This is a genomic window from Ihubacter massiliensis, assembly GCF_024125305.1.
In the GTDB taxonomy this organism is placed as follows: domain Bacteria; phylum Bacillota; class Clostridia; order Peptostreptococcales; family Anaerovoracaceae; genus Hominibacterium; species Hominibacterium faecale.
On the sequence record NZ_JAMXVH010000001.1, the window covers coordinates 2,519,117 to 2,541,881 of the forward strand.

Below are 22,765 nucleotides of genomic sequence, written 5' to 3' on the forward strand. Positions count from 1 at the left end.
TTTATCATTTTTTTAGCCTGGTTGTCCATCATGTAATAATCGGAACACAAAACGTACAATTCAGGTCATCAACAAACGGTCGGGCTTTCTATTCTGACGGGTAAAGAAAGCAGGGTGCGAAGTGTGAGTGTCAAAAATGAATCCGGCCTTTTCGTTCTAAATATACTTGCAGTTCTGATTGTACAAGGTATCTTGCAAGCTGCCGCCTGGCAGGGTAAAATAAATGAAAAAGATTCTGCATCTCAGATCGCTGAGAAGGCAGGGAGAAAGGAACCGATTATGAAGCATATCACACTCTACGATTCTCCAGTAGGCATCCTCCGCATTGTCACCGAGGACAGCGCGCTAACCGACCTAGCTTTGGATTGTGACGAACCGCCGGTAACCGGAGAATATTCTAGGGAAGAAACACCGCTTACACGCAGGGTCAGAAGTCAGTTGGACGAATACTTTTCCGGCCAGAGGACGGACTTCGATCTACCCTTGAAGCCCAATGGTACAGAATTTCAAAAAAAAGACTGGGCCGCTTTGCAGGAAATCCCCTATGGCCAGACCCGTACATACAAGGACATCGCTGAAGCCATCGGATGCCCCAAGGGGTTTCGGGCAGTGGGACTTGCCAACAACCGCAATCCGATCATGATTATTATTCCCTGCCATCGAGTCATCGGATCTGATGGCAGCCTGACCGGTTATGCGGGAGGTACTCACATCAAAAAATATCTGCTGGAACTGGAAGGTGTAAAAGTGGACTAGCCTAGTGCAATTGATCATCTGTCAAGTGATTTGGCGTATTTATTCAAACACTAAACGGACAATATACTAGACCACAGGCAAAGGGCCGGACGATGTACTAAAGCTGGAATTCGGTCAAATGTTTCCAATATCGCACCGGCATGAGATTTTTCTGGCAGCGGGGGTTAATCCTTTCCCGGATCGCCATATTCTCAAAATAGGATTTCCAAAGGCGCCGGTATTCTTTCTCCTCTTCCGACAGGGGAGAAAGCTCGTCTTTGGTAAAGCGGCTGATATACCAGCTTCCCTGATAAGCAATCAGGGCTTTGCTCCGTTTCACATCATGGATAATGAAGGGTTCATTTTTGAAGCGGTCGCAGAAATGGTCCGCCAAAAACTCGATCAGATCATGGTCCGGTTCAATGGGGCTGTACAAGACCTTGTTTCCCAGCTCGGAAAAACGAATCAGTCCCTTCAGTCGGTGCACCTCGCCGTTGACCTTCCGTTCCGCCTGCTGGACTTCATAGACGATGGGATCGCCGTGGAGCATGCTGACGCAGGAACCTTTGACAAAGCCCAGCCGCACATAGTTGAGAATTTTCGTCTCCTTGTTTGCCACGCTGGACATGAACACCTTATAGACCCGCTTCAAATCCTCAGAGGAAATCTTTTTTTCAATGGCTTCATAAACGGTAATCGTCTTCTCCTCCTCTGTTTCCACCTCCTGGTATCCGCCAAGCATTGTGGACTGGTATTCTTCTTTTCGGAAGATACCGCTGGCCTTTTCCGTATAATAATGATGATAAATACAAGTCAGAAGTCCCTCAAAGGTTCCGTCGTACAGATAATCAACCATGGATCAACACCGTTCCTCTCTGATCCCCTTGTGTCAGCAAGGATTGAGAATTGTCGCCAAACATTGACATTTGAACCCCATCGTTTATTTGCAATATTTGATTTTTTATGACATGGGGCATAAAAGTTTTCTCACCGTAATATTTCCCCGAACAGGTCAAAAAATGTTTTGCCCGCTTTAAGACAACGCCTATTTTTTTCAGATCATCGTACTTCACAGCAGAAATTCTTCGCTGGCGGAGAATTCTCTGAGCCGATTGCACCCCCACCCCCGGTATGCGTAGCAGTAAATCCATGGGAGCCTTATTAATTTCCACCGGAAATTGATCCAGATGGCGGAGCGCCCAGGTAACTTTCGGGTCCAGGTCAGGATCCAAATTGGGGTGTTCGTCATCGAGAAGCTCACCGGCGCTGTATCCATAGAACCGCAGCAGCCAGTCCGCTTGATACAGCCGATGTTCCCTCCCCAGAGGCGGAGCCGTCAGCACGTCAGGCAGAATAGGAGAAGGAACAGCCGGAATGTAGGCGCTGTAATATACCCGCTTCATCTTAAAGGTATGATAGAGATTCTCGGTGGTAGTCAGGATTTGTTTATCGGTTTCCTGACCTGCTCCGATAATCATTTGCGTGGTTTGTCCGGCGGGAGCAAAGACCTCCTTTTTTCTTCCTAATCGAGCCGGCAGCACCGCCGCCGCGGCCAGAATATTTTGATCTTGCTGGTTCTGGTTTTCCCGGATCTGCTGCGGATCGAGGGAGAGGCTGCTCTGGCCGGGGCTCAAATAGTTTAAATGTGAATTCAGTTCCTGCCCTTTGAACATGGTGCCCGGTCCTTTAAGCGCCTTTCTCTCAATAAGCGTATTAGTTATCTGTCGCATGGGGCTAAAAATTTGTTTTGGTTTTTTTTGAGGAGCAAACAGTTCCAGACTCTTGCTCGTAGGCATCTCAATGTTGACGCTGAGCCGGTCGGCCTCCAGGCCAATGGCATGAATCAGTTCTTGAGATACGCCGGGGATAATCTTGGCATGGATATAGCCGGCAAATCCGAATTCTCTACGTAAGAGCCGCAGGCATTGCAAAATTCTCTCTGCTGTATAGTCCGGGCAGCGCTCCACTGCAGAACTGAGGAAGAGGCCTTCGATATAATTTCGTCGATAGAATTCAATGGTCAGCCGCGCCAGTTCCTCCGGTTCGAAGGAAGCTCTTCCAGTATCGGCGCTGCGGCGGTTGACGCAGTATTCGCAATCGTAAACGCATTTATTGGTAAACAAAACCTTTAACAATGAAATGCATCTGCCGTCCGCTGACCAAGAGTGGCAAATCCCTTCCGCAGCTCCGCTGCCAATCGTTCCGTTGTTCTTGCGGCCCACGCCGCTGCTGGAACAGGACACGTCATACTTGGCGCTGTCCGCCAGTATTTTCAATTTATCAAACATCAGATCCATAACTGCTTCTCCCTTCCTTTTGAACTTGTGTTCTTATTTTACCATATCGCAAACATATGTTCAACTCCTATATCATTATGCTCTTACCTATTTATTCCTTGTATTTTTTTTGCTTCATTGCTAATATTCTATTAAGGACTATTTTTAGGGGATGTTCATTCAGAAAGGGATTTTATGGAAAAAAATGCTTTGGTACTCAGCGGCGGCGGCTCCCGCGGCGGCTACGAAATTGGTGTATGGCAGGCGCTTCGTGAGCTCGGCGTGCCCATCCACATTGTTACGGGGACATCGGTCGGTGCACTGAACGGTGCTATGGTTGCTCAGGATGACTTTGAACTGGCGGTGAATCTTTGGAAGGAGCTGGAGACTCACATGGTCTTTGACCTGGAAAGCGACGGCGGCAAGGAGACTGGCCGATTTGATTTTGAGATTGCCGGTATGACGGCCGGTGAAGCAATCGCCTACGCCAAGGAAATCATTACGAAGGGAGGCGCGGGTACATCTGGTCTGGAAAAGATTGTTGAAAAGTATGTAAGCGAGGAAACCATTCGCCGTTCACAAATAAAGCTGGGCGTTGTGACCGTAGAATTCCCCTCACTCAAGCCTCATTATCTGTTTGCTGAAGACATTCCGCAGGGAAAACTGCAGGACTATATTTTGGCCAGCGCATCTTGCTTTCCGGCAGTGCAGGCCAGAGAAATCGACGGCGTCCGCTATATCGACGGAGGCTATGTGGATGTAATGCCAGTAGAGTTGGCGCTGAAGAAGGGGGCGGACAATATCATCGCTGTTTATTTAGAAGCGGCGGGTTTTGTCCGCCGAGATACCGTTGAACTGGCCGAGGAAACCGCATCAAAGCTGGTGATGATCAAAAGCCACTGGGATTTGGGAAACTTCCTCATCTTCAATACCGATAATGCCCGGCGCATCATTCGCCTGGGTTATCTGGATACCATGAAAGCCTTTGGTGTCTTTGAAGGAAAAAAGTTTACGTTTTCTAAAGGTGAATTAACACCTCACCAACGGTCGGGCGCTGAGGCAGCGGCAAAAATTCTCAAGCTGGATCCCACGCTTATTTACAAAAAAACACAGCTCCACAGCCATATGCTGCAGGCTCTTTCTCAGGCTCCCAAACCGGATATTCGGGATATCCGATCACCGGAGGATGCCCGACGCAAGCTGAGTGAAGTGACGCTCATGCTGTATATCGCCGAGCGTTTGGCGGAAAAAGGTGCAAGCAGCTTCTTTGCCAGCCGCGGCGCGTTTAAGCTGTTTAAGGAAGAAATCATGGCCGCTGACTATCTGCTGGTCAATGAACTGCTTCCTTTAAAGAGCTGATCTTTTTGGGGAATGACGCAATACGGTCATAGGTGACAACGTTGCAGCAACGTTAAATGACACGGGGCGCCCGCATGAAAGAATGCACTTTTCATGCGGACGCCCCATTTTTTATTGAGCAGGCTTACGAAAGCTGCTTATTATCCAAGACATAGGCAAAGTACTTCCGTGCCGGCGTCTTATACAGGGCTGCCGCCAGAACACCTGCAATGACCATACCGACTATGAACTGTCCGATGTTCCAAGGTACGCCCAGAACCGGTGTCACCCAGTTTCCAATGATCACCCCTTCGGCCACGTAGTACCCGATCACCATAAAAATACCCGCCAGAATCATGCCGATCAGTTCCATGACCGGTACCCCTGCAATGGCCAGCGGCTTTTTCTTCAATGTGGCCGCGATGAACAATCCCATGATGATAGCCATAATTCCCTTGATAGCAAATGTCCATGGCGCCCAGACAGCAGCGCCGCCCATAATATCGCCCAGGGCACCGCCAATGGCCGCAGCCGCAGCGCCGTATTTCCAGCCCAATACCAATACGGCAAGGAAAATCATAGCGTCTCCTAGATGGACATAGCCCTGCGTTCCTGGAATCGGGAACTTAATAAACATGATAGAAACAATTATAATACCGATCATCAGCGCAGTCATAACGAGTTTCGTTGTCTGTCCTGCATTTTTCATTTGTACTTCCTCTCTTTACTAATTTTTCGCTATACACTATAATACAGGGTAAGTGTATATAAAGGAATATACAAAAATAAATATTTTTATAGGTACAGAAAGGAACGTTATGAAAGCTATCATTCCCAACATTGACGAACATTCCAAAAGAGCCTATTACCTCCAGCTCTATGATTACATAAAAGAAGCAATCCTCTCAGGCGAAATTCACAGCAGTGAAAAGCTGCCTTCTTTGCGTAGTCTGTCAAAAACCCTGGGACTGAGCATGACCACAGTGGAATTGGCCTACAGTCAACTGATGGTGGAAGGCTACATATACAGCAAACCCCAATCGGGATATTATGCGGGCAACGTGCTGCCCACGGAAGCTGTATCCGTCTTCAAGAAGCGGAGCATCTCACCTCTGGATCGGACCATGGAAACTCAGGAACCGGAGTTCTATTATGACTTGGAATGCTTTGACTTCAATAAATGGAAAAAATGCGCCAATAAAGTCATTACCGAATATTCCCCGCTTCTATTTTTTGAAAGCGATCCTCAGGGAGAAATGGCTCTGCGCTATGAAATCTCCAAATATCTCTACCAGTTCCGTGGCGTGATCTGCGATCCTGCTCAGATTGTCATCGGCGCAGGAACACAGCAGATTACCAATCATCTTGCCAATATCCTGAAAAAAATGGCCATCGACCACGTTGCCGTGGAGGATCCAGGCTACATGCCGGTCAACAACATTTTCCGCGACCGCGGGTTTTCCATCACACCGGTTAAGGTTGGAAAAGAAGGGATTACCATCGACCGGCTCCCTTCCAATATCCGCTCCGCTGTCTATGTGAGCCCTTCCAATCAGGTGCCCACCGGCGCCGTCATGCCCATCGGCAAGCGCTACGAGCTCCTGGAATGGGCCATCAAAAACGACAGCATCATTATGGAAGATGATTACGACAGTGAGCTGCGCTATTTCGGCAAACCCATTCCAGCCCTCCAGGGACTGGATACCAAGGAACGGGTTGTTTATTTGGGCTCGTTCTCCACGACCCTCTTTTCCTCTATTAAAATCAGTTATATGGTTTTGCCCCCTGCTATGGCGGAAATCTTTCACACGATCCGCGGCGATTATACACAGACCTGCTCCAAGATGGAACAGCTGACTTTAGCTCTGTTCATGGAGCGGGGATTCTATCAAACCAATATCAAAAAATTACGCAACCTGTACGCACAAAAGCTGCAGGCAGTCGTACGCTGTTTGAACACCAATTTCACCAAGCCAACTAATACCTCGTCCGGTATCAACATCATCGTTCGCGTAAAGAGTTCGAAAAGCGCTCAGGAGCTTTGCACCGATGCAAAAGCCCTGGGCATTGCCGCTATTCCAACCTCGGCCTACACCGGTGAATCGGAAGAGAACTCCACGTCGCTGATCCTCTATTACAATCAAATTCCACTGGCCGATATCCCGGCTGCAATGGAGAAGCTGATGAAAAAATGGAAGTCTGCCAACTAAATACCCTTTTGAAAACAGAAAAAACGGCCCTCAATCGGACCGTTTTTCCCCTCACTGTTTTTTCTGTTTTATTTATAATGTAAAAGGTGGTGTGCCTTATCACCCACAAGCAGGCTTGCATAAAGTCCGTCGGTTACCGGGTTCTCCGCAGACAGTTTGACATTGGACATTCTGTCTGCCTGGTACATTCCTTCGGAACGCTCCGGCTTAGCTCTGCCGATTACGAAGGGCTGTCCGGCGCCGGCGATACATCCGCCTTCACAGGCCATGACTTCTACAAAGTCATATTCCACTTCACCGGCCTGGATAGCCTGGATCAGGTTTTCCGCATTCTTCAGACCGCTGACTATCGCAATGTTAAGTTCACGATCCTTATAAGGAACCTTTACTTCCTTGAGTCCTTCAAATCCTCTCACACCGGTAAAGGAAATATCCGCCAAATGCTCTCTGGCCGCATCGCCCATGACGTAACGGATAACCGCCTCGGTTACACCGCCGGTCACGCCGAAGATCACGCCCGCTCCGCTGGCAATACCAAAAGGCATGTCAACTGCTTCCGGCAGGATATCTTCAAAGCGCAGGCCCGCTTCCCGAATCATATTGGCCAGTTCCATCGTGGTAATGGAATGGGCAATGGTCGGTTCGCCGTCATATTGGAATTCTTCTCTGTGAATTTCGTATTTTTTAGCCGTACAAGGCATGATTGCTACGACCTTGGTTTTCTTGGGTTTTTTGCCCTTTTCATTGAGCTTGGCTCTCTCTTTGAGAACCGAACCAAACATCTCCATCGGAGATTTGCAGCTGGAAATGTTGTCCATCAGTTCCGGATGATTGATCTCCGCATAGCGGAACCATGCCGGACAGCAGGATGTGAATAGAGGCAGTCTTTCGCCCTTTTCCAGTCTGCCCACCAGCTCGTTGGCCTCTTCAATAACCGTCAGGTCAGCGCCGGTAGCTGTATCATAGACTTCATCAAATCCCATTCTTCTCAGAGCGCTTACAATTTTGCCCATTACGTTGGTTCCTCTTGGGATACCGAATTCGTCGCCCAGAGCCACTCGTACAGCCGGCGCGATCTGCGCTACCACAATGGTATCCTTGTCATGCAGGTCATCCCACAGGGGCTGGAGATCGTTTTTAATGGTGATGGCGCCAGTCGGACAAATAGCCGCGCACTGACCACAGTTTACGCAATTGGTCTCTGAAATCGGCATGTTGAACGCAGTGGTAACTTCCATTTTCGATCCTCTGTAAGCAAAATCAATGGCTCCCACGTTCTGGATTTCCGAACACATGCGCACACAGTCGCCGCAGATGATGCACTTGTTGGGGTTTCTCATAATCGCCGGAGAAGAATCGTCCCGCGTATCGTCGATGCTGTACTGATCGAAGCGGACGTCTTTCAGACCGAAACGCTGAGCCAGTTCCTGCAGCTTGCAGTCAAAGTTCTTTTCGCAAGTGGTACACTCTCTGCAGTGGTCGGACAGCATCAGTTCCAGGATCATTTTTCTGTATTTCTGAAGTCTTGGTGTATTGGTCTTGATCTCCATTCCGGAGCGGGGCGGTGTGGAGCAGGAAGCCATGATATCGCCATTTTTCCCCTCCACAACGCACATTCTGCAAGCTCCGTATGTGGATAAAGCTGAATAGTAACACAGAGTCGGCAGGTCAATTCCTGCTTTTCTGATTACGTCTAAGATATTTTTCTCTCCCTCAATGGCTACCGGAAGACCATCGATTATCATAAACTTCTTATTATTCATCGTATTCATTTTGATTAATCCTCCTTGATCGCCTTAAATTTGCAGGAACTCATGCAGGCACCGCACTTGATGCACTTGCTCTGATCGATTTCAAACGGCTCTTTGAGCTTTCCGGAGATCGCATCCACCGGGCAGACTCTCGCGCAAAGGCTGCATCCCTTACAATGATATTTTTCAATGTAGATTTTTTTCAGCGCCTGGCAGTTCTTGGTTCTGCAGTGCTTATCTACAATATGCTCAACGTATTCATCTCTAAAGTATTTTAATGTGGAAACAACTGGGTTGGCTGCTGTTTTTCCCAGGCCGCACAGGGCTGTGGAAGTGATGGTATCGGCCAGTTCTTCCAGCATATCGATATCGGACAGCTCGCCTTTTCCAGCAACGATCCGCTCCAGGATTTCCAGCATTCTTCTGGTTCCTTCTCTGCAGGGAACGCACTTACCGCAGGATTCGTTCTGGGTAAAGTTCATAAAGAATCTGGCGACTTCCACCATACAGGTATCTTCATCCATAACAACCAGTCCGCCGGATCCGATCATAGCTCCCGCTTTTTTCAGACTGTCGAAGTCAAGGGGCAGATCCAGGTGTTCTTCGGTCAGACATGCGCCGGAAGGTCCTCCGATCTGAACAGCTTTAAATTTCTTGCCGCCTCTTACGCCGCCGCCTACATCAAAGATGATGTGCCTTAACGTCGTTCCCATCGGTACTTCGATAAGACCTGTGTTTACAATATTTCCGGTCAATGCGAAAGCCTTGGTTCCCGGGCTCTTCACAGGGCCGATGGTCTTATACCAATCAGCGCCTTTTTCCAGAATAATGGGAACATTGGCAAAGGTCTCAACATTGTTCAGGAGTGTCGGCTTTCCGTAGAGGCCGTGTTCAACGGTTCTCGGCGGCTTTACTCGCGGCATACCCCGGTCGCCTTCAATGGAAGTCGTCAGTGCGCTTCCTTCTCCACAGACAAAAGCTCCTGCACCCTTTACGATGTGAACGTCAAATTCGAAGTCCGTTCCCAGTATGTTTTTGCCCAGGATTCCGTACCGCTTGCAATCAGCAATGGCCTTTTCCAATCTCTGAACAGCCAGCGGATATTCGGCTCTGACATAGATGTATCCTTCTTTTGCTCCGGAAGCGTAACCTGCGATCATCATGCCTTCCAGCATTTTGTGAGGGTCCCCTTCCATGATGCTTCTATCCATAAAGGCGCCTGGGTCTCCTTCGTCACCGTTGCAGACAACGTATTTGACAGGATCTTTTTGTGCTTTTACCTGGGACCATTTTCTTCCGGCCGGGAAGCCGCCGCCTCCTCTGCCCCGAAGATTGGAATCATAGATGGTCTTGATAATATCGTCCTGGGTAATGTCGAAAAGGCATTTTTCAAGGGAACTATAGCCGCCGTAGGCAATATATTCTTCGATGGATTCCGCGTCGATCTGTCCGCAGTCTTCCAATACGATTCTTTTCTGATTTTTGTAAAAAGGAATTTCTTCCTGCACCGGATATGTAATGCCGTCTCTGCTGTAAATGAGGCGCTCGATTACCTCGTCTCCAACAACGGATTTTTCAACGATTTCTTCGCAATCATCCAGGGAGACCTTTAAATAAAGAAGCTTTGCCGGTTCGATTCGAAGCAGCGGTCCCATTTCACAGAATCCATGGCATCCGCTTTTTTTCAGGCCAATATGGTTTCCTTCCTCTTCCTTCTCCAACTCTACCTGACATTTCAGGCCTTTATCTTGGATGAGTTCTTTCAATCTTTCATAGATTTCCATTGAGCCGCCGGCTACGCAGCCTGTTCCGCCGCAGACGTAGATTTTTTTCGTCTGATGTTCGATCTGCTCAAGGAACGCTTCTCTTGATTTCTGTAGTGTTTCTCTGTTTTCTATAACCATGACTTACGCTCCCTCCTACTTTAATTCCGCAAGAAGGTCGACTGCCTTCTCCGGAGTCATTGCCGGATATACCTTATCGTTTACTGTCAGAACCGGTGCCAGACCGCAGGCTCCAAGACAGGAGACGGTCTCAACGGTGTACATGAGATCGTCCGTGGTGTTTTTTTCGCTTGAAAGGCCTAGTTCTTTCCTGAGAGCGTCGAGGATCGGAATTGATTTCCGAACGTGACAAGCTGTACCGTCACAAATTTTGATTACGTATTTTCCCTTGGGTGAAAGTGAGAAGTTTTCGTAGAATGTGGCTATGCTGTAGATCTTGGCGAGACTGACTCCCAGCTTTTGCGCCAGATAGTCGAAAGCTTCCCGCGGCAGATATCGATATTCTTCCTGGATATCCTGCAAGATCGCAACGATCGGCTTTTCACTTGCGTGGGCATCAATAATTTCATCAATTTTTTGATATAATTCCTTATTGTCCATATTGTCCATAATTTCCTCCCTAAATAGAGTTGTTTGAAATGAGTGTGCTTTTTGTGAGTATTTTCCATTCGTTGTTATTAGTTTAACGTTTTTTCTTTACTCAACTTTATCCATTTTTCTTTATCCTTTTTCTTCTCACGCTTTTCATTTTACCGTCATATTTGCGGTTTGTCTAGGCTAATTTCGGTATTATCTTGCTTTGTTTTCCTTATTTTATCCAGATTTCTAGGTCATATCGGAAGTTGAAACCGTTTACATTCCTAAAATTTCAATTAGAAATCGATTCGCTTTTGCTTTACCGCGCGAAAGCGATTGATATTTATTTAACATTTATTTGTCTCGAAAACTGCTCCATGGGGCTAATGGGTTGGGATAATGGCGCTGCTGAGAGCAATGTCGAAAGTTGTTGAATGGAAAAAGGGGTGTATTGGGAGAAAGGTTGCGTAAAGAGGAATGAGGCTTTCGGGGAAAAAAGTGAATTTTTTTTGCAAAGTTTACGCAGTTTCCAACGGCTGCGGCCTCTCGAATTGAACTTTCAGCAGCCAGCCCGGCCGCTTCTCATTCTCAGGCCCCGCAAACCCACTACTTTGCGTAAATAATGCGAAGTTTCGCAGAAATTTTCCCCGATCTGCTGCCTGGTCGGTTTAAAGCCCCCTACAAAAACCGCCTGCACCTGAGAGGAGTCAGCCGCCGCCTGCGCCTTGCCGCCTTACCTGCAATTGGCGCCGCAGGCAGGGCAGGCAAGTTGTCCGCCTTTTCCTCCTGCTTCGAGGCCCCAAGCCCGGAGCCTGCCGTTTTTCTACGGATAAAGCAAAGTGCAATCAAAATGCCGATACCGCACAAGCTGAGCAGAATCCCAGGGATCAACCCGTCGGGCAGGTAGGTCATACGAATTTGATGATGTCCCGCCTCCAGGGGAATGGCTAAGAACGCACCGCCCAAGGTTTCTGCGGATCGTTCTTCCCCATCCACTTCAATGGTCCAGCCCTTTTCATAGGGAATCGATGTGACAAAATAACCGTTTTCTTTCACATCAATGGTTCCTCCGATCGACGTGTCACTGTGCTCCGAAACATTAAGAATCTCATCATCCAACAGACTGTAAGCCTGTTCCCAAGACTTTGTATCCATTCCATAGACAAATGCGGTAATGGCGCCGCCTGTCTGGTCTTCTTCAAACTGAATGTCAATGTCGACTGTTTCTCCGGCTTGGCACATGCCCACACTTACTACTGCTCCGCAATCTTCCCGCAAATCGATTTGATTACCGCTCTCCCTTTTCGCAGTGATCGTTTCGGCTCCGTCCACTTCGATATAAACATACACCTGCTGTTCCTGAGGTGAGGTAAAGGTCAGCTTGGCGGACGGATTCGTTTCCCCGCTGCCAACCGTACAGCCGATCCGCCCGTTTTCATAGGAGCCCAGCGACACGCCGCTGCCTGTCATTTGGGGTTCGCCGACAGAATGGAAAATGCCGGCGTCCGTTCCTGTCGCGGTTTTTACAAAGTCATTGAGAACGTGGAACGGATTTTCCTGGTTAAAGTCCCAGCTGTAAGCAGCTGCCGAATTAACCATATATCCGACAGAAAGGTCGTACTTATTTTCATAAAGCGTAGTCGTTTCCTTTCCACCAGCCAGCGATAGAGAGCTTTCCCCTTCGATAGGAACACCTCTGCCGATCAAATACTTCACATTGAGCATGGCATTGGCTACCGGAGTCGTCATCACATAGTTATATCGATTCTTCACATCCTTTGCCTCAAGACCAATATGCTCCATCAAATAGGAAACATTCCCATTGACCGTGGAAGAAAACATAGATACCCCGGGATAGCTGTAAAGCATCGGAGAGTTTAGAATGATCGGATTGGCTACCTCCATGCGATAAAACCCATCATCCCTTTCTCTGGTTTCCCTTGTCAGCGTCCGTACGTCACCGCTTTCCGCAAAATATTCGGCCCGGTTGGTATAGCTGACCTTCTCCACTCCAATGGCTGTATGATTCATCAGTTCCCCACCGACGATCACCAGCAATATAAAGCACATCAAAGTATGATCAAACTTCCCCGTTCTGTAAACAGCCAAAAATCCCGCATATACAAAGAGCAGGAACAGGCACACATACACAAATTCCTGCGAAAAATCGTCTTTAAAAATTTTCTGTACCAGAATCACATATCCCAGAAATCCCGCAGTCACCCCCGCGATCTGAACCAGGGAAATCTCCCGAAAATGGATGAATGCCTCATAAGCCAGCGCGATCAGTAAAAAAGATACCACAAACGAGTAACGGAAAGGCAGCTGGTTAGGAAAATGGAATCCATGCCACATGAAATCCAGCTTATTCCAGTTCAGGCTCAAGATCAGAAAAGCCAGGAATAGGCAGTTAAGAAATTTTTTTCGAACAGGAATACCCTTTGCTAAAAGGAAAAAAACAAACATCATCACAGTGATCAGGCCGCAATAGATATTGGGAAGCCCCTCCCGCACCGTAAGCTGGGTATTGGGAAGAAGATTGGTGATCACATCCATCAAGGGGCTGTAAAAGGTGGAATCGGTCGGCATCTGGGAATCGATATAATAGGTGTTCTGCATATTGAGAAAAGTCGGCAGCAGCGTGATCCCGGAGATCATGATACCGACGGCAGAACAAAGAACCGCCTTGCCCGTGATCCGTGCGCAGCCTGCGATCCCCCGCTTCTTGGTCCTGGAAAAATAAAGGATCGGGTAATAAAACAGGATGAAAATACAAACCATGCCGCCTATATAATAATTGGTCAGCATCATAGCCGCCAGCGAAATGGTATACAGCTTGAATTCCCCCCGGTCAATGAGGCGGTTCAGTCCCAGAATGCACAACGGCAGCAGAGCCACCACATCCAGCCACATGAGGCACCAGTAGTACCCTATAACATAGGCGCACAGCGCATACAGCGCCGCAAAGGCTGCAGTGGAAAAATCGCTTCTCTGGTGCATGCCTCTCAGGTAAATTGCCATAAAGGCCCCTGCCAGCCCGACCTTAATGAGAATGATCAGCGTCACCGCTTCCATCATATAGGCGTCAGGAACAAAGACAGTGAGGAAATAAAGAGGGCTTGCAGCATAGTAGGAAAGCAGGGTCAGAAAGTTGGTGCCCAGTCCCCCGTTCCAGCTGTAAAGCAAGCTGCCGCCGCTCTGCAGCTTTTCGTGCAGTTCATAGATAAAGGGAAAATACTGATGATACATGTCGATCACCGCCGACTGGTTCTCTCCGAAAGGAAAAAAATCCATCCCTATGAAGGCCAGCAGCATCAGCAGAAAAGGCACGAAAAATGCCAGGAAAATATAACGGTTTCTGTAGAAAAACCCTTTTATTGTTTGAAACTTGACCATTCTTCCTCCTTATTTTTCAGGCATGACTTTCATACCATTTATCTCCGTCACCTTGTCATTCTTATCGATAAATGCGGCCTGAATTCCATCCATGCCCGCCAGCAATTCCCTGCTTTTTTCCATTCCCAGCATGAGACAGACGGTGCCCAAAATATCGCAGTCCACCGACTGGCCCTTGCCGGCTTTTATGGTCACCGCATCCAGATTGTTTTCAATGGGATAGCCGGTTTTGGGATTGAGCACGTGATGGTACAGCTTGCCCCCGGCCTCAAAATACCGTTCATAGACGCCGGAGGTGACGATCGTTGCATCCACCATTTCTACGGCTCCCAGGATTTCGCTCCGGTCCGAATAAGGCCGCTCGATCCCGATCTTCCACGGCTTGCCTTCTCCCTTTGATCCGATGGTAACGATGTTTCCCCCAAGATCGATGATCGCCTTTTTTACTCCGGCTTTTTCTAAAACCTCCGTAACCCGATCAGCAATATAACCCTTGGCGATACCGCCCAAGTCCAGACGGGCGTCCTTATCTGTCAAGGCTGCCGTATCTCCCTCAACCTTTACCTTTCGATAATCCACCGTTTTCACAGCCTTTTTCAGCTGCTCTTCATCCGGCACCCGCGGGTTGTTTCCTGTAAAGTCCCAAAGGTCGGAAACCGCGCCGATGGTGATATCGAACATGCCTTGGGAAAGCTGTCCGTACTCGATCCCTTTTTGGATTACCTCCATAGTCTCCCCATGGACCGCCACCGGCTTTCCCCCTGCATGGTTAATTTTATATACATCACTGCCCTCTACCGTCTTGCTGAGCATGTTCTCATAATCCTTTATGCAGGCAAAGGCTTTATCCAGCGCATCCTGCGCCTGGGATTTTTTCAGATCGTAAATGGTGATCGTACAAATGGTATCCAGGCGGAACTGATTTTCAGAAACAGGTTCTTCGCTTCCGCAGCCGGTTTGTGTTATAATGATACACATGCAAACAACGAGCAGCAAACTTTTTTTGATAAACTTCATATAGATCAATACCTCCAAGGAGTTAACATGATTCGAAAAGCAGACGTTATCCTGGCCCTCCTTTTGATTGTGTTCGGTCTGGGCTGTTCTTATGCGCTCACCACCGGAGAAGAAACCGGACAAATGGTCCGCATCTCAGTAAACGGCGATGAATATGCCAATTACAGCCTGTCTGAGAACCGAACGATCACCATTGACCAGAATGACCATATTAATAAGATTACCATAAAAGACGGTGCGGTTTCAATGACCTTTTCCGATTGTAAGGGGCAGGACTGCGTCCATCAGGGAAAAATCACCAAAACATCACAAAGCATCGTATGCCTGCCCAACAAAATCGTCATTGAGATAGAAGGCGACAACCAGGAATACGACGCAATTTCACGATAGACAGGAAGATTCATATTATGGCCAAGAAAAACAGACAGACAACTGCATACAAAGTCGCCCTGTCCTCAATGATGGCGGCGCTGGCGCTGATCTTTTCCTACATTGAAGCCCTCATCCCCTTCAGCGTGGGCATTCCAGGCATCAAACTGGGCATCGCCAATCTGGTGATCCTGGTCTCCCTCTATCTGCTGGGAACCGGCTATACGCTGATAATCAATGTGCTGCGCATTCTCATGGCGGGCCTCTTGTTCAACGGGCTTTTCGGTGCCCTCTACTCCCTGGCCGGGGGACTCTTGAGCCTGGCGGTGATGGTCCTTCTAAAAAAGACCGGCCTCTTTTCCACCATCGGTATCAGCATGGCCGGGGGCGTTGCCCACAACTTAGGCCAGCTCTTAACTGCAGCTTTTCTCGTTTCCACGATTAAGCTCTTTGTTTATTTTCCGGTGCTGCTTTTTTCCGGGATGGCCAGCGGCGTGTTGATCGGAATCCTCACCCATTTGATTTTAAAAAAGCTTTCCCATTCCGGCCTTCCCATCAAAAATCTTCATTGACGGCGAACCCGCCATTTGGTAAAATGGTTATGTTGATGGATGCAGCGGTCCAACCCGCCGGCACCACATTTACGGGGGCGTAGCTCAGCTGGTTAGAGCGCCTGCTCGACAAGCAGGAGGTCACTGATTCGAGTTCAGTCGTCCCCACCATAAAGCAAAAGCAAACGACGCCCAGCCGCTCTCGATCCGGCACGTCGTTTTTCTTTGCCCACAATCCCGTCAGACCTCTAAATCAGGCTGCAGGGTATGAAACAGTTTTTATCGTCTATGGGTATGACCTCCTGGCACATGCAGATAATGCCGCCGCATCCCCTCTCCAGGCTGGTCTTATCCACCAGCGCATACTTTTTCACTTCCCGCCGGTCCGGATTTGCCGACTTCTTGATCTCAAGGGGATGAATCAAATTGTTTTCCTCAACAAATACATCGATCTCTTTGGCGTTGGAATCCCGGTAGTAGTTCAGATTTGCCTTGGATTTGGCATAGGCATAGTGTTTGACCAGTTCCATCACCACATAATTTTCAAAGTAGTGTCCGCTGACTGCGCCGGTCATTAAAGTATCCCGCGTGAGCCACATGGATAGCCAGGCGCAAAGACCGGTATCACAGAAATACAGCTTAGGCGCTTTGGTGAGCCGCTTCAGCTGGTTATTGGAAAAAGGCTGTAAAAGATAAATGACACCCAGTCCATGGAGCACCCGCACCCATTCCCTTGCCGTGGGCTGGGATATTTCGGCGGCTTCAGCCAGCGTCTTGTAGTTAATCTGCTCAGCAGTCAGTGCGGCGCAGGCGGTCAAAAACTTGCCAAAACGCACAGTATCAGTGATACCGCCCGCCTCTGCGACATCCCGCATCAGGTAGGTATCCACATAAGAATTATAGTATTCCTGCCTCTGCTCCGCGTCCGCATCAACCACTTGCGGCATGCCGCCGCGCCAAATATGCTCAAACACGTCGACGATATCGTTTTTCTTAACCTGCTTTTGCCTCTCCAGCAGGCAAGGCAGCGAGAAGTCCAAATCGTCCGAAAACTTAATCCCCTCGATCTCGTTCTTGGACAGACCATAAAGCTCCAGAATGCCGATTCTCCCGGCCAACGTTTCCCTGACATTTCTCATCATGTTAAACTGCTGGGAACCGGTCAGCCAAAAGAGACCCTTCTCCTCGCTCTCATCGCATATGATTTTGATTTGCTCAAAGAGCTGAGGCGCCTTCTGTACCTCGTCGATGATAATGGGCGGCTTGTAAGTTTGGAAAAACAGCACCGGATCCGTTTGGGCCAGGGTCCGGGCCATTGCGTTATCCATTGAAACATAAGTTCTGCTCTGCCCTTCAGCCAGATGCTTTAACATCGTCGTCTTGCCGACCTGCCGGGCGCCCGTCACCAGCACGGCCTTGAAAAAGGAACTCATGTGCAAAAATTTTCTTTCCAATGTGCGTTCAATATAGTTCATCGCGCGCCCTCCTTTTAGGATAAAATAAAGTATATCTTATTTTATCCTAATTTACTCATTTTATCAACCTTCATGAAAAAAGGGGCTGCTCGCATCGAATCCTCATCCAATGCGGCGCCCCTTCTTCTTCAAGTCTATTTACTTTCTCGTGAACCTCGCCTGGCGGCAAAAGTCCTGATTGTTAAAAACGGTCTTCTACAGATCAGCTGTTGGCTGCTTCTGCTTTTTCTTCCGCCTTCTTCGGCGCAGCCTTTTTCTTGGGTCTTAAATTAATAATGGCGCCGGTCGGACATTCTTTCTCGCAAAGTCCGCAGTTCTTACATTTATCAAAGTCTACCCTTGCCAGGTTGTTTTCCACGTATATGGCGTCGAACTTACATGCCTTCTGGCACTTCATACAGCCGATACATCCAACCATGCAGCGTTTTCTGGTCTGTGCTCCCGGACTGTTGGAATGACAGGCCACATACACCAGATTCTTTTTGTTGCGAATCTGGATAATATGCTTTGGACACACCTTTTCGCACTTTCCGCAGCCGACACATTTATTTCGATCAACATGAGCGAGTCCATCGACTACATGAATGGCGTCAAAGTCGCAGACAACGGAACAGTCTCCCAGGCCCAGGCACCCGGAGGTACAGGCCCACTGTCCGCCGTAAAGCTGATTTGCACCCTTGCAGGTATAAATATTTTCCTGCTTCATGATGGTCTTGGCGACTTCCGCGTTTCCGCCGCACATAACGACAGCCACCTGCGGTTCAGCAGTTCCTGCTTCTACACCCAGTACCGATGCCAGTTTTTGAGCCAAATCCGAACCGCCTACCGGACAGGCCGATGTACTTATCGTTTCGCCTTTGTCCTCTGCCAGCGCAGCCGCATAGTCATCACATCCGTTGAATCCGCAGGCACCGCAGTTAGCGCCCGGCAGCTGATCACGGACCTGGATAACCAATTGATCTACTGGTACATACATGACCTTTGATGCAATGGTAAGAATGATACCGGCGATAAGTCCAATGACTACTACGATACCTACAGGTATTAATATACTCATCTCTCACCCCTCCTTACGCAAACAGGCCTTCTACTACGCCCGAAAATCCCATAAAGGACAGGGACAGGATGGACGCAGTAATCAGCGTGATCGGAATTCCCTGAAATGAAACAGGGACCAATTTGCAATCTTCCAGTTTTCCCCGCAGACCAGCGAACAGAACCATTGCCAGCAGGAAGCCGATTCCGGCACCCGCTGCGTTGAACAGGGACTGTACATAAGTAAGCTCATCATCGATATTCATGATGGTAACGCCCAGCACTGCGCAGTTGGTGGTGATCAGGGGAAGAAATACGCCCAGCGACTTGTAAAGAGGCGGCATATATTTCTTCAGCGTCATTTCTACCAGCTGTACCAGCGAGGCAATGACCAGAATGAATACGACTGTCTGCAGGTATCCGATATTATAAGTGTCCAAAAGGAATCTCTGGATCGGCCAAGTTGCGGCAGTAGCCAGCACCATTACAAAGGTAACGGCCAGGCCCATACCGGTAGCAGAGTCCATTTTCTTGGAGACTCCCAGGAAGGGGCAGATACCCAGGAACTGGGATAATACGAAGTTATCCACCAAGATAACCGTCATCATAATTACAATTATTTCTTTCATTATGCTCTAGCCTCCTTTTCGTCACAGCTGCCGCCGCACGAGTCAGACATCGGACAGCCGTCGCAGCCAATTTCCTTCTTCTTGATTGCTTTTCCGTTGGAAGCCCAGTTGATCACTGCGACCAGGATCGCAAATACGAAGAAGCCGCCAGGAGCCAGCATAAAAATTCCCATCGGGGTAATCAGATTCGCAGTCAGCGTAATACCAAAAGCCGTACCGCTTCCCAGGATCTCTCTGACAAGACCCATGACACCCAGAGCCAGGGTGAATCCAATACCCATGCCCAGCCCGTCCAGCGCCGAGTCCGCAATGGTATTCTTGCTTGCAAACATTTCTGCTCTTCCCAAGATGATGCAGTTAACTACGATCAGCGGGATGAACAGTCCCAGAGATTTGTCCAGGGCCGGCAGGTACGCCTTAAGCATCAGCTGAACGATGGTTACGAATCCAGCAATTACAACAATGTAACACGGGATACGCACCTTCCCCGGAATAACTTTCTTCAATATGGAAATTACGATATTGGAGCATATCAGTACCGCCATGGCCGAAACGCCCATGCCCAGGCCATTGATAGCGCTGGTGGTAACAGCCAGTGTGGGGCAGAGGCCCAGCAGCTGTACCAGTACCGGATTTTCTTTGAGAATGCCCTTTGTCAATACACCTAATTTATTCATTATTTCACACCTCCGCATTCTTTAAACTGCTGCAGAGCTTCACTAACGCACTGGTAAACTGCGTTGGAAGAAATCGTAGCGCCTACGATCTGGTCTACACCTTTGTCGTTTTTAATATTGTCCTGGCCAGCCGTATCGAGTCCGCTGTACTGTTCTTTCAGATAATCGGCCTCCATCGCTTTTGTACCCAGACCCGGTGTATCTGCGTGTTCGGTAACGGTCACGCCGGTGACTTTTCCGTCCTTGTCAATGCCTACCATTGAAGTTAATGTTCCGCCAAAACTTTTGTAGGTCGCTGTAACCGCCATACCGGATTTATTATCCGCCATATAGCACTCTGTCACGCCACCAACCAGCTTTCCTTCATATTCGGTAAAGCTGTCACCGTCCGGCAATACCTTGGCGCGAGCCTCGTCGGCAGTCTTCTGTGCATTGGCCTCAATGAGCGGATTGGCAACGCTGTATGTCCCTGCAAGAGCTGCTGTTACCACAAGACAGATAATAATCAGTACCAAAGCAGGGGCTATATTTTCTTTAAAAGTGTTATTTTTCATCTTTTTTGCCGCCTCCTTTTCCGTACGCTCTCTTAGTGCAGAAATTGTCAATATGCGGAGTGAGGATATTCATCAGCAGGATGGCAAAGGAAACGCCCTCCGGATAGGAGCCGTATACACGGATCAAGATGGTGAACACACCGCAGCCGATACCAAAGATCACTTTTCCCATGGGCAGGATCGGCGAAGTAACGTAGTCTGTAGCGCAGAAAAATGCACCCAGCATCAGTCCGCCCGCACACAGATGGAAAATCGGATCCTGTCCCGGGATGATCAGCGCCAGTACAAATACTGTGCCTAAGAAGCATACCGGAATGATCGGGGAAATGACCTTGGTCCAGATAAGGAAAATTCCGCCGATGAGCAGCGCCAGCGCGCTCACCTCACCGATACATCCCCCCACATTGCCCAGGAACAAATCCAGGTTGGACGGCATTTGTCCGCCGCCTTCGGAAAGGATCCCCAAAGGAGTGGGTCCCGTAGTTCCATCAAGGCCGCCTGCACCTCTTGGTATGGGCCAGGTAGTCATTTCTGTGGCAAAGGAAATAAAGAGAACGATTCTGGCCGTAACCGCCGGGTTCACCAGATTCTGTCCGATTCCTCCAAAGAGCTGTTTTACAATCACAACTGCAACAAAGCATCCGATGACAGCCATCCAGTAAGGAAGGGTGGATGGTACATTAAATGCGATCAGCACGCCGGTCAAGGCTGCACTGAGATCGGTTACAGTCTGTCTTCTTTTTAAAATTTTGTTAAACAGCCATTCAAATACAACACAGGCGATGATGCAAACTACTGTCATCACTGCTGCTCTATACCCAAACTGATAAATCCCCACAACAAACGCCGGCGCCAGGGCAATCAGCACCGTTCCCATGATCTTGGTGGTGTCCACCGGTGATACCATATGAGGCGCCGAGGATACGATGAGATTATCATGATATTGTTTTTCCATTATTTGCTCGCCTCCTCTTTTACTAGTGCCTTACCCAGCTTATTGATGAATCCCAGCGGTCTCTTGGCAGGGCATACGTAAGCGCAGCTTCCGCATTCCATACACTGATTGACTTTAAGCGCATCAAGTTTTTCTGCGTCTCTGTTTTCATAGGCCGCTGCAAATGCGGTAGGCAGCAGTTTGAACGGACATGCTTTATGGCACTTGCCGCAGTTGATACAGCCCGTTTCCTCAGGCACCAGAGACTGGGATCCTGCAAACGCCAAAATGGCATTGTTGTTTTTTACAAGAGGTACACGGTCGGAATAGATGGCTCTTCCCATCATCGGTCCGCCCATGAGGATCTTCTTCGGTTCGTCCTTATATCCGCCGCAGAATTCAATGACATCAGCAATCCTTGTGCCAATGGGCGCAAGGATATTCTTCGGCTCGGCCACAGCAGAACCGTCCACTGTAATCCGCTTGGAAATCAGGGGCATACCGGTCCTGAAGTATTGTCCAATAAAAGCGATGGTGGTTATGTTTGAAAGTATCACGCCCAGCTGTGCCGGCAGAACGCCCGCATCCATGGTTTTACCCGTGATTTCATATACCAGCACGCGCTCCGCGCCCTGCGGATAGCGGGCTCTCAGGGTTACAGTTTTAATCTCAGGATGATTCTGCTCCGCCAGCATCTTGTCCAGCAGCGCAATGGCATCCGGTTTATTCTCTTCAATGCCTATGTATCCCTTCGACAGGCCCAGCTGTTCCATGACCAGCACTGCGCCGTCGATGATATCCTGGCTGTTTTCCAGCATCAGTCTATGGTCAGATGTGATAAAAGGCTCGCACTCCGCACCATTGATGATCAGTGTATCCACTTCATCCAAATTCTGTGGATTATACTTAATATGCGTGGGGAAAGCGGCTCCTCCTAATCCGACTGCTCCGCTGGCTCTTACGGCTTTAACAAAGTCCTCTCTGTTTTCAACCGAAGGGGGCTTTATCTCCTCCCAAGCCTCCTGTTTTTTGTCTGTCTCGATTACGATTGCTTGATCCTCTCCACCGGCTACGGAACGAATCGTTTCGACTCCCGTAACGGTTCCCGAAACGCTCGAGTGGATAGGAGCACTTACAAAGGCATCTGTGTCGCCGATTGGCTGCCCGACTTTTACATAGTCGCCTTTTTTCACTAAAGGCTTGCACGGGGCTCCAATATGCTGAGACATGGAAATGCACACAGTATCGGGGATGGGCATTATCTGAGTTTCACACTCTGCAGTATGTTTCTCATGACTCACCTTGATACTTTGCAAATGCTTTTTCTGTTGACTCATTTCTGAAACCTTCCTTTCCAAAGTTTTTTCAGTCGCATACACGACTTATATTACCACAAAACAAATCAAGTTGCCATGCTTTTGTGCGCATTTTGTCGCATTATACGAGATTTTGTATACA

The 22,765-nt window shown here is 48.7% G+C and carries 20 protein-coding genes and 1 tRNA gene; 6 read left to right on the forward strand and 15 right to left on the reverse strand.

The window, feature by feature from the left end:
• The first annotated feature begins 123 nt into the window (after nt 1-123).
• Nucleotides 124-756, forward strand: coding sequence for a methylated-DNA--[protein]-cysteine S-methyltransferase (locus NIA71_RS11745; protein WP_332108547.1), 633 nt, complete (start codon nt 124-126; stop codon nt 754-756).
• 97 nt (nt 757-853) lie between these two features.
• Here the strand turns inward: NIA71_RS11745 and NIA71_RS11750 are convergent, their stop codons facing one another.
• The gene (locus NIA71_RS11750; RefSeq protein ID WP_253020485.1) at nt 854-1,591 is read right to left on the reverse strand and encodes a TIGR03915 family putative DNA repair protein; all 738 of its coding nucleotides are present in this window, start codon (nt 1,589-1,591) and stop codon (nt 854-856) included.
• Nucleotides 1,584-3,032, reverse strand: a complete 1,449-nt coding sequence (locus NIA71_RS11755; protein WP_253020486.1) for a putative DNA modification/repair radical SAM protein — start codon at nt 3,030-3,032, stop codon at nt 1,584-1,586. The genes NIA71_RS11750 and NIA71_RS11755 overlap by 8 nt, the downstream gene beginning before the upstream one ends.
• A 174-nt stretch (nt 3,033-3,206) precedes the next feature.
• On the opposite strand from NIA71_RS11755, the gene NIA71_RS11760 reads away from it, so the two are divergent.
• Nucleotides 3,207-4,370 carry a patatin-like phospholipase family protein gene (locus tag NIA71_RS11760; protein ID WP_148396001.1) on the forward strand — a complete coding sequence of 388 codons (1,164 nt, stop codon included), beginning with the start codon at nt 3,207-3,209 and terminating at the stop codon, nt 4,368-4,370.
• A 124-nt stretch (nt 4,371-4,494) separates the two neighbouring features.
• On the opposite strand, the gene NIA71_RS11765 is transcribed toward NIA71_RS11760, so the two are convergent.
• A complete protein-coding gene (locus NIA71_RS11765) occupies nt 4,495-5,058 on the reverse strand; it encodes an ECF transporter S component (RefSeq protein WP_148396000.1) in 564 nt (187 codons plus the stop codon).
• A 109-nt stretch (nt 5,059-5,167) separates the two neighbouring features.
• On the opposite strand from NIA71_RS11765, the gene NIA71_RS11770 reads away from it, so the two are divergent.
• The gene (locus tag NIA71_RS11770; RefSeq protein WP_253020487.1) at nt 5,168-6,559 is read left to right on the forward strand and encodes a PLP-dependent aminotransferase family protein; all 1,392 of its coding nucleotides are present in this window, start codon (nt 5,168-5,170) and stop codon (nt 6,557-6,559) included.
• Between the two features lie 68 nt (nt 6,560-6,627).
• On the opposite strand, the gene NIA71_RS11775 is transcribed toward NIA71_RS11770, so the two are convergent.
• The 5 genes from NIA71_RS11775 to NIA71_RS11795 form a co-directional block, all read right to left on the reverse strand.
• On the reverse strand, nt 6,628-8,322 hold the full coding sequence (locus NIA71_RS11775; RefSeq protein WP_253021307.1) for a [FeFe] hydrogenase, group A: 1,695 nt from the start codon (nt 8,320-8,322) through the stop codon (nt 6,628-6,630).
• 14 nt (nt 8,323-8,336) lie between these two features.
• Nucleotides 8,337-10,214: an NADH-quinone oxidoreductase subunit NuoF gene (nuoF, locus tag NIA71_RS11780; RefSeq protein WP_148395998.1), complete on the reverse strand. Its 1,878-nt coding sequence runs from the start codon at nt 10,212-10,214 to the stop codon at nt 8,337-8,339.
• A gap of 15 nt (nt 10,215-10,229) precedes the next feature.
• Nucleotides 10,230-10,694 (reverse strand): complex I 24 kDa subunit family protein, encoded by a 465-nt coding sequence (locus NIA71_RS11785; protein WP_148396239.1) that lies wholly within the window; start codon nt 10,692-10,694, stop codon nt 10,230-10,232.
• A gap of 654 nt (nt 10,695-11,348) precedes the next feature.
• The gene (locus NIA71_RS11790; RefSeq protein WP_253020488.1) at nt 11,349-14,066 is read right to left on the reverse strand and encodes a YfhO family protein; all 2,718 of its coding nucleotides are present in this window, start codon (nt 14,064-14,066) and stop codon (nt 11,349-11,351) included.
• A gap of 9 nt (nt 14,067-14,075) precedes the next feature.
• Entirely contained in the window at nt 14,076-15,083 is a 1,008-nt protein-coding gene (locus tag NIA71_RS11795; RefSeq protein ID WP_253020489.1) for an FAD:protein FMN transferase, read from the reverse strand.
• 27 nt (nt 15,084-15,110) lie between these two features.
• Here NIA71_RS11795 and NIA71_RS11800 point away from each other — a divergent pair, with 27 nt between their 5' ends.
• The 3 genes from NIA71_RS11800 (at nt 15,111) to NIA71_RS11810 (ending at nt 16,174) form a co-directional block, all read left to right on the forward strand.
• Complete coding sequence (locus NIA71_RS11800; protein ID WP_148395995.1) at nt 15,111-15,473, forward strand: NusG domain II-containing protein; 363 nt, start codon at nt 15,111-15,113, stop codon at nt 15,471-15,473.
• A gap of 17 nt (nt 15,474-15,490) precedes the next feature.
• Complete coding sequence (locus tag NIA71_RS11805; RefSeq protein WP_148395994.1) at nt 15,491-16,024, forward strand: Gx transporter family protein; 534 nt, start codon at nt 15,491-15,493, stop codon at nt 16,022-16,024.
• A 73-nt stretch (nt 16,025-16,097) separates the two neighbouring features.
• Nucleotides 16,098-16,174, forward strand: a tRNA-Val gene (locus NIA71_RS11810).
• Between the two features lie 77 nt (nt 16,175-16,251).
• On the opposite strand, the gene NIA71_RS11815 is transcribed toward NIA71_RS11810, so the two are convergent.
• From NIA71_RS11815 to rsxC, 7 genes are all read right to left on the reverse strand, one after another.
• Nucleotides 16,252-17,478, reverse strand: coding sequence for an ATP-binding protein (locus NIA71_RS11815; protein ID WP_253020490.1), 1,227 nt, complete (start codon nt 17,476-17,478; stop codon nt 16,252-16,254).
• Nucleotides 17,479-17,680: 202 nt separating this feature from the next.
• Nucleotides 17,681-18,535, reverse strand: a complete 855-nt coding sequence (locus NIA71_RS11820; RefSeq protein ID WP_253020491.1) for an RnfABCDGE type electron transport complex subunit B — start codon at nt 18,533-18,535, stop codon at nt 17,681-17,683.
• Nucleotides 18,536-18,548: 13 nt separating this feature from the next.
• Entirely contained in the window at nt 18,549-19,142 is a 594-nt protein-coding gene (locus NIA71_RS11825; RefSeq protein WP_148395991.1) for an electron transport complex protein RnfA, read from the reverse strand.
• Nucleotides 19,142-19,819 carry an electron transport complex subunit RsxE gene (gene rsxE, locus NIA71_RS11830; RefSeq protein WP_253020492.1) on the reverse strand — a complete coding sequence of 226 codons (678 nt, stop codon included), beginning with the start codon at nt 19,817-19,819 and terminating at the stop codon, nt 19,142-19,144. Before rsxE ends, NIA71_RS11825 begins: the two co-directional genes overlap by 1 nt.
• On the reverse strand, nt 19,819-20,373 hold the full coding sequence (locus NIA71_RS11835) for an FMN-binding protein (protein WP_148395989.1): 555 nt from the start codon (nt 20,371-20,373) through the stop codon (nt 19,819-19,821). Before NIA71_RS11835 ends, rsxE begins: the two co-directional genes overlap by 1 nt.
• The gene (locus NIA71_RS11840; protein WP_148395988.1) at nt 20,363-21,328 is read right to left on the reverse strand and encodes an RnfABCDGE type electron transport complex subunit D; all 966 of its coding nucleotides are present in this window, start codon (nt 21,326-21,328) and stop codon (nt 20,363-20,365) included. Before NIA71_RS11840 ends, NIA71_RS11835 begins: the two co-directional genes overlap by 11 nt.
• Nucleotides 21,328-22,644 (reverse strand): electron transport complex subunit RsxC, encoded by a 1,317-nt coding sequence (gene rsxC, locus NIA71_RS11845; RefSeq protein WP_148395987.1) that lies wholly within the window; start codon nt 22,642-22,644, stop codon nt 21,328-21,330. Before rsxC ends, NIA71_RS11840 begins: the two co-directional genes overlap by 1 nt.
• Nucleotides 22,645-22,765 lie beyond the last annotated feature (121 nt).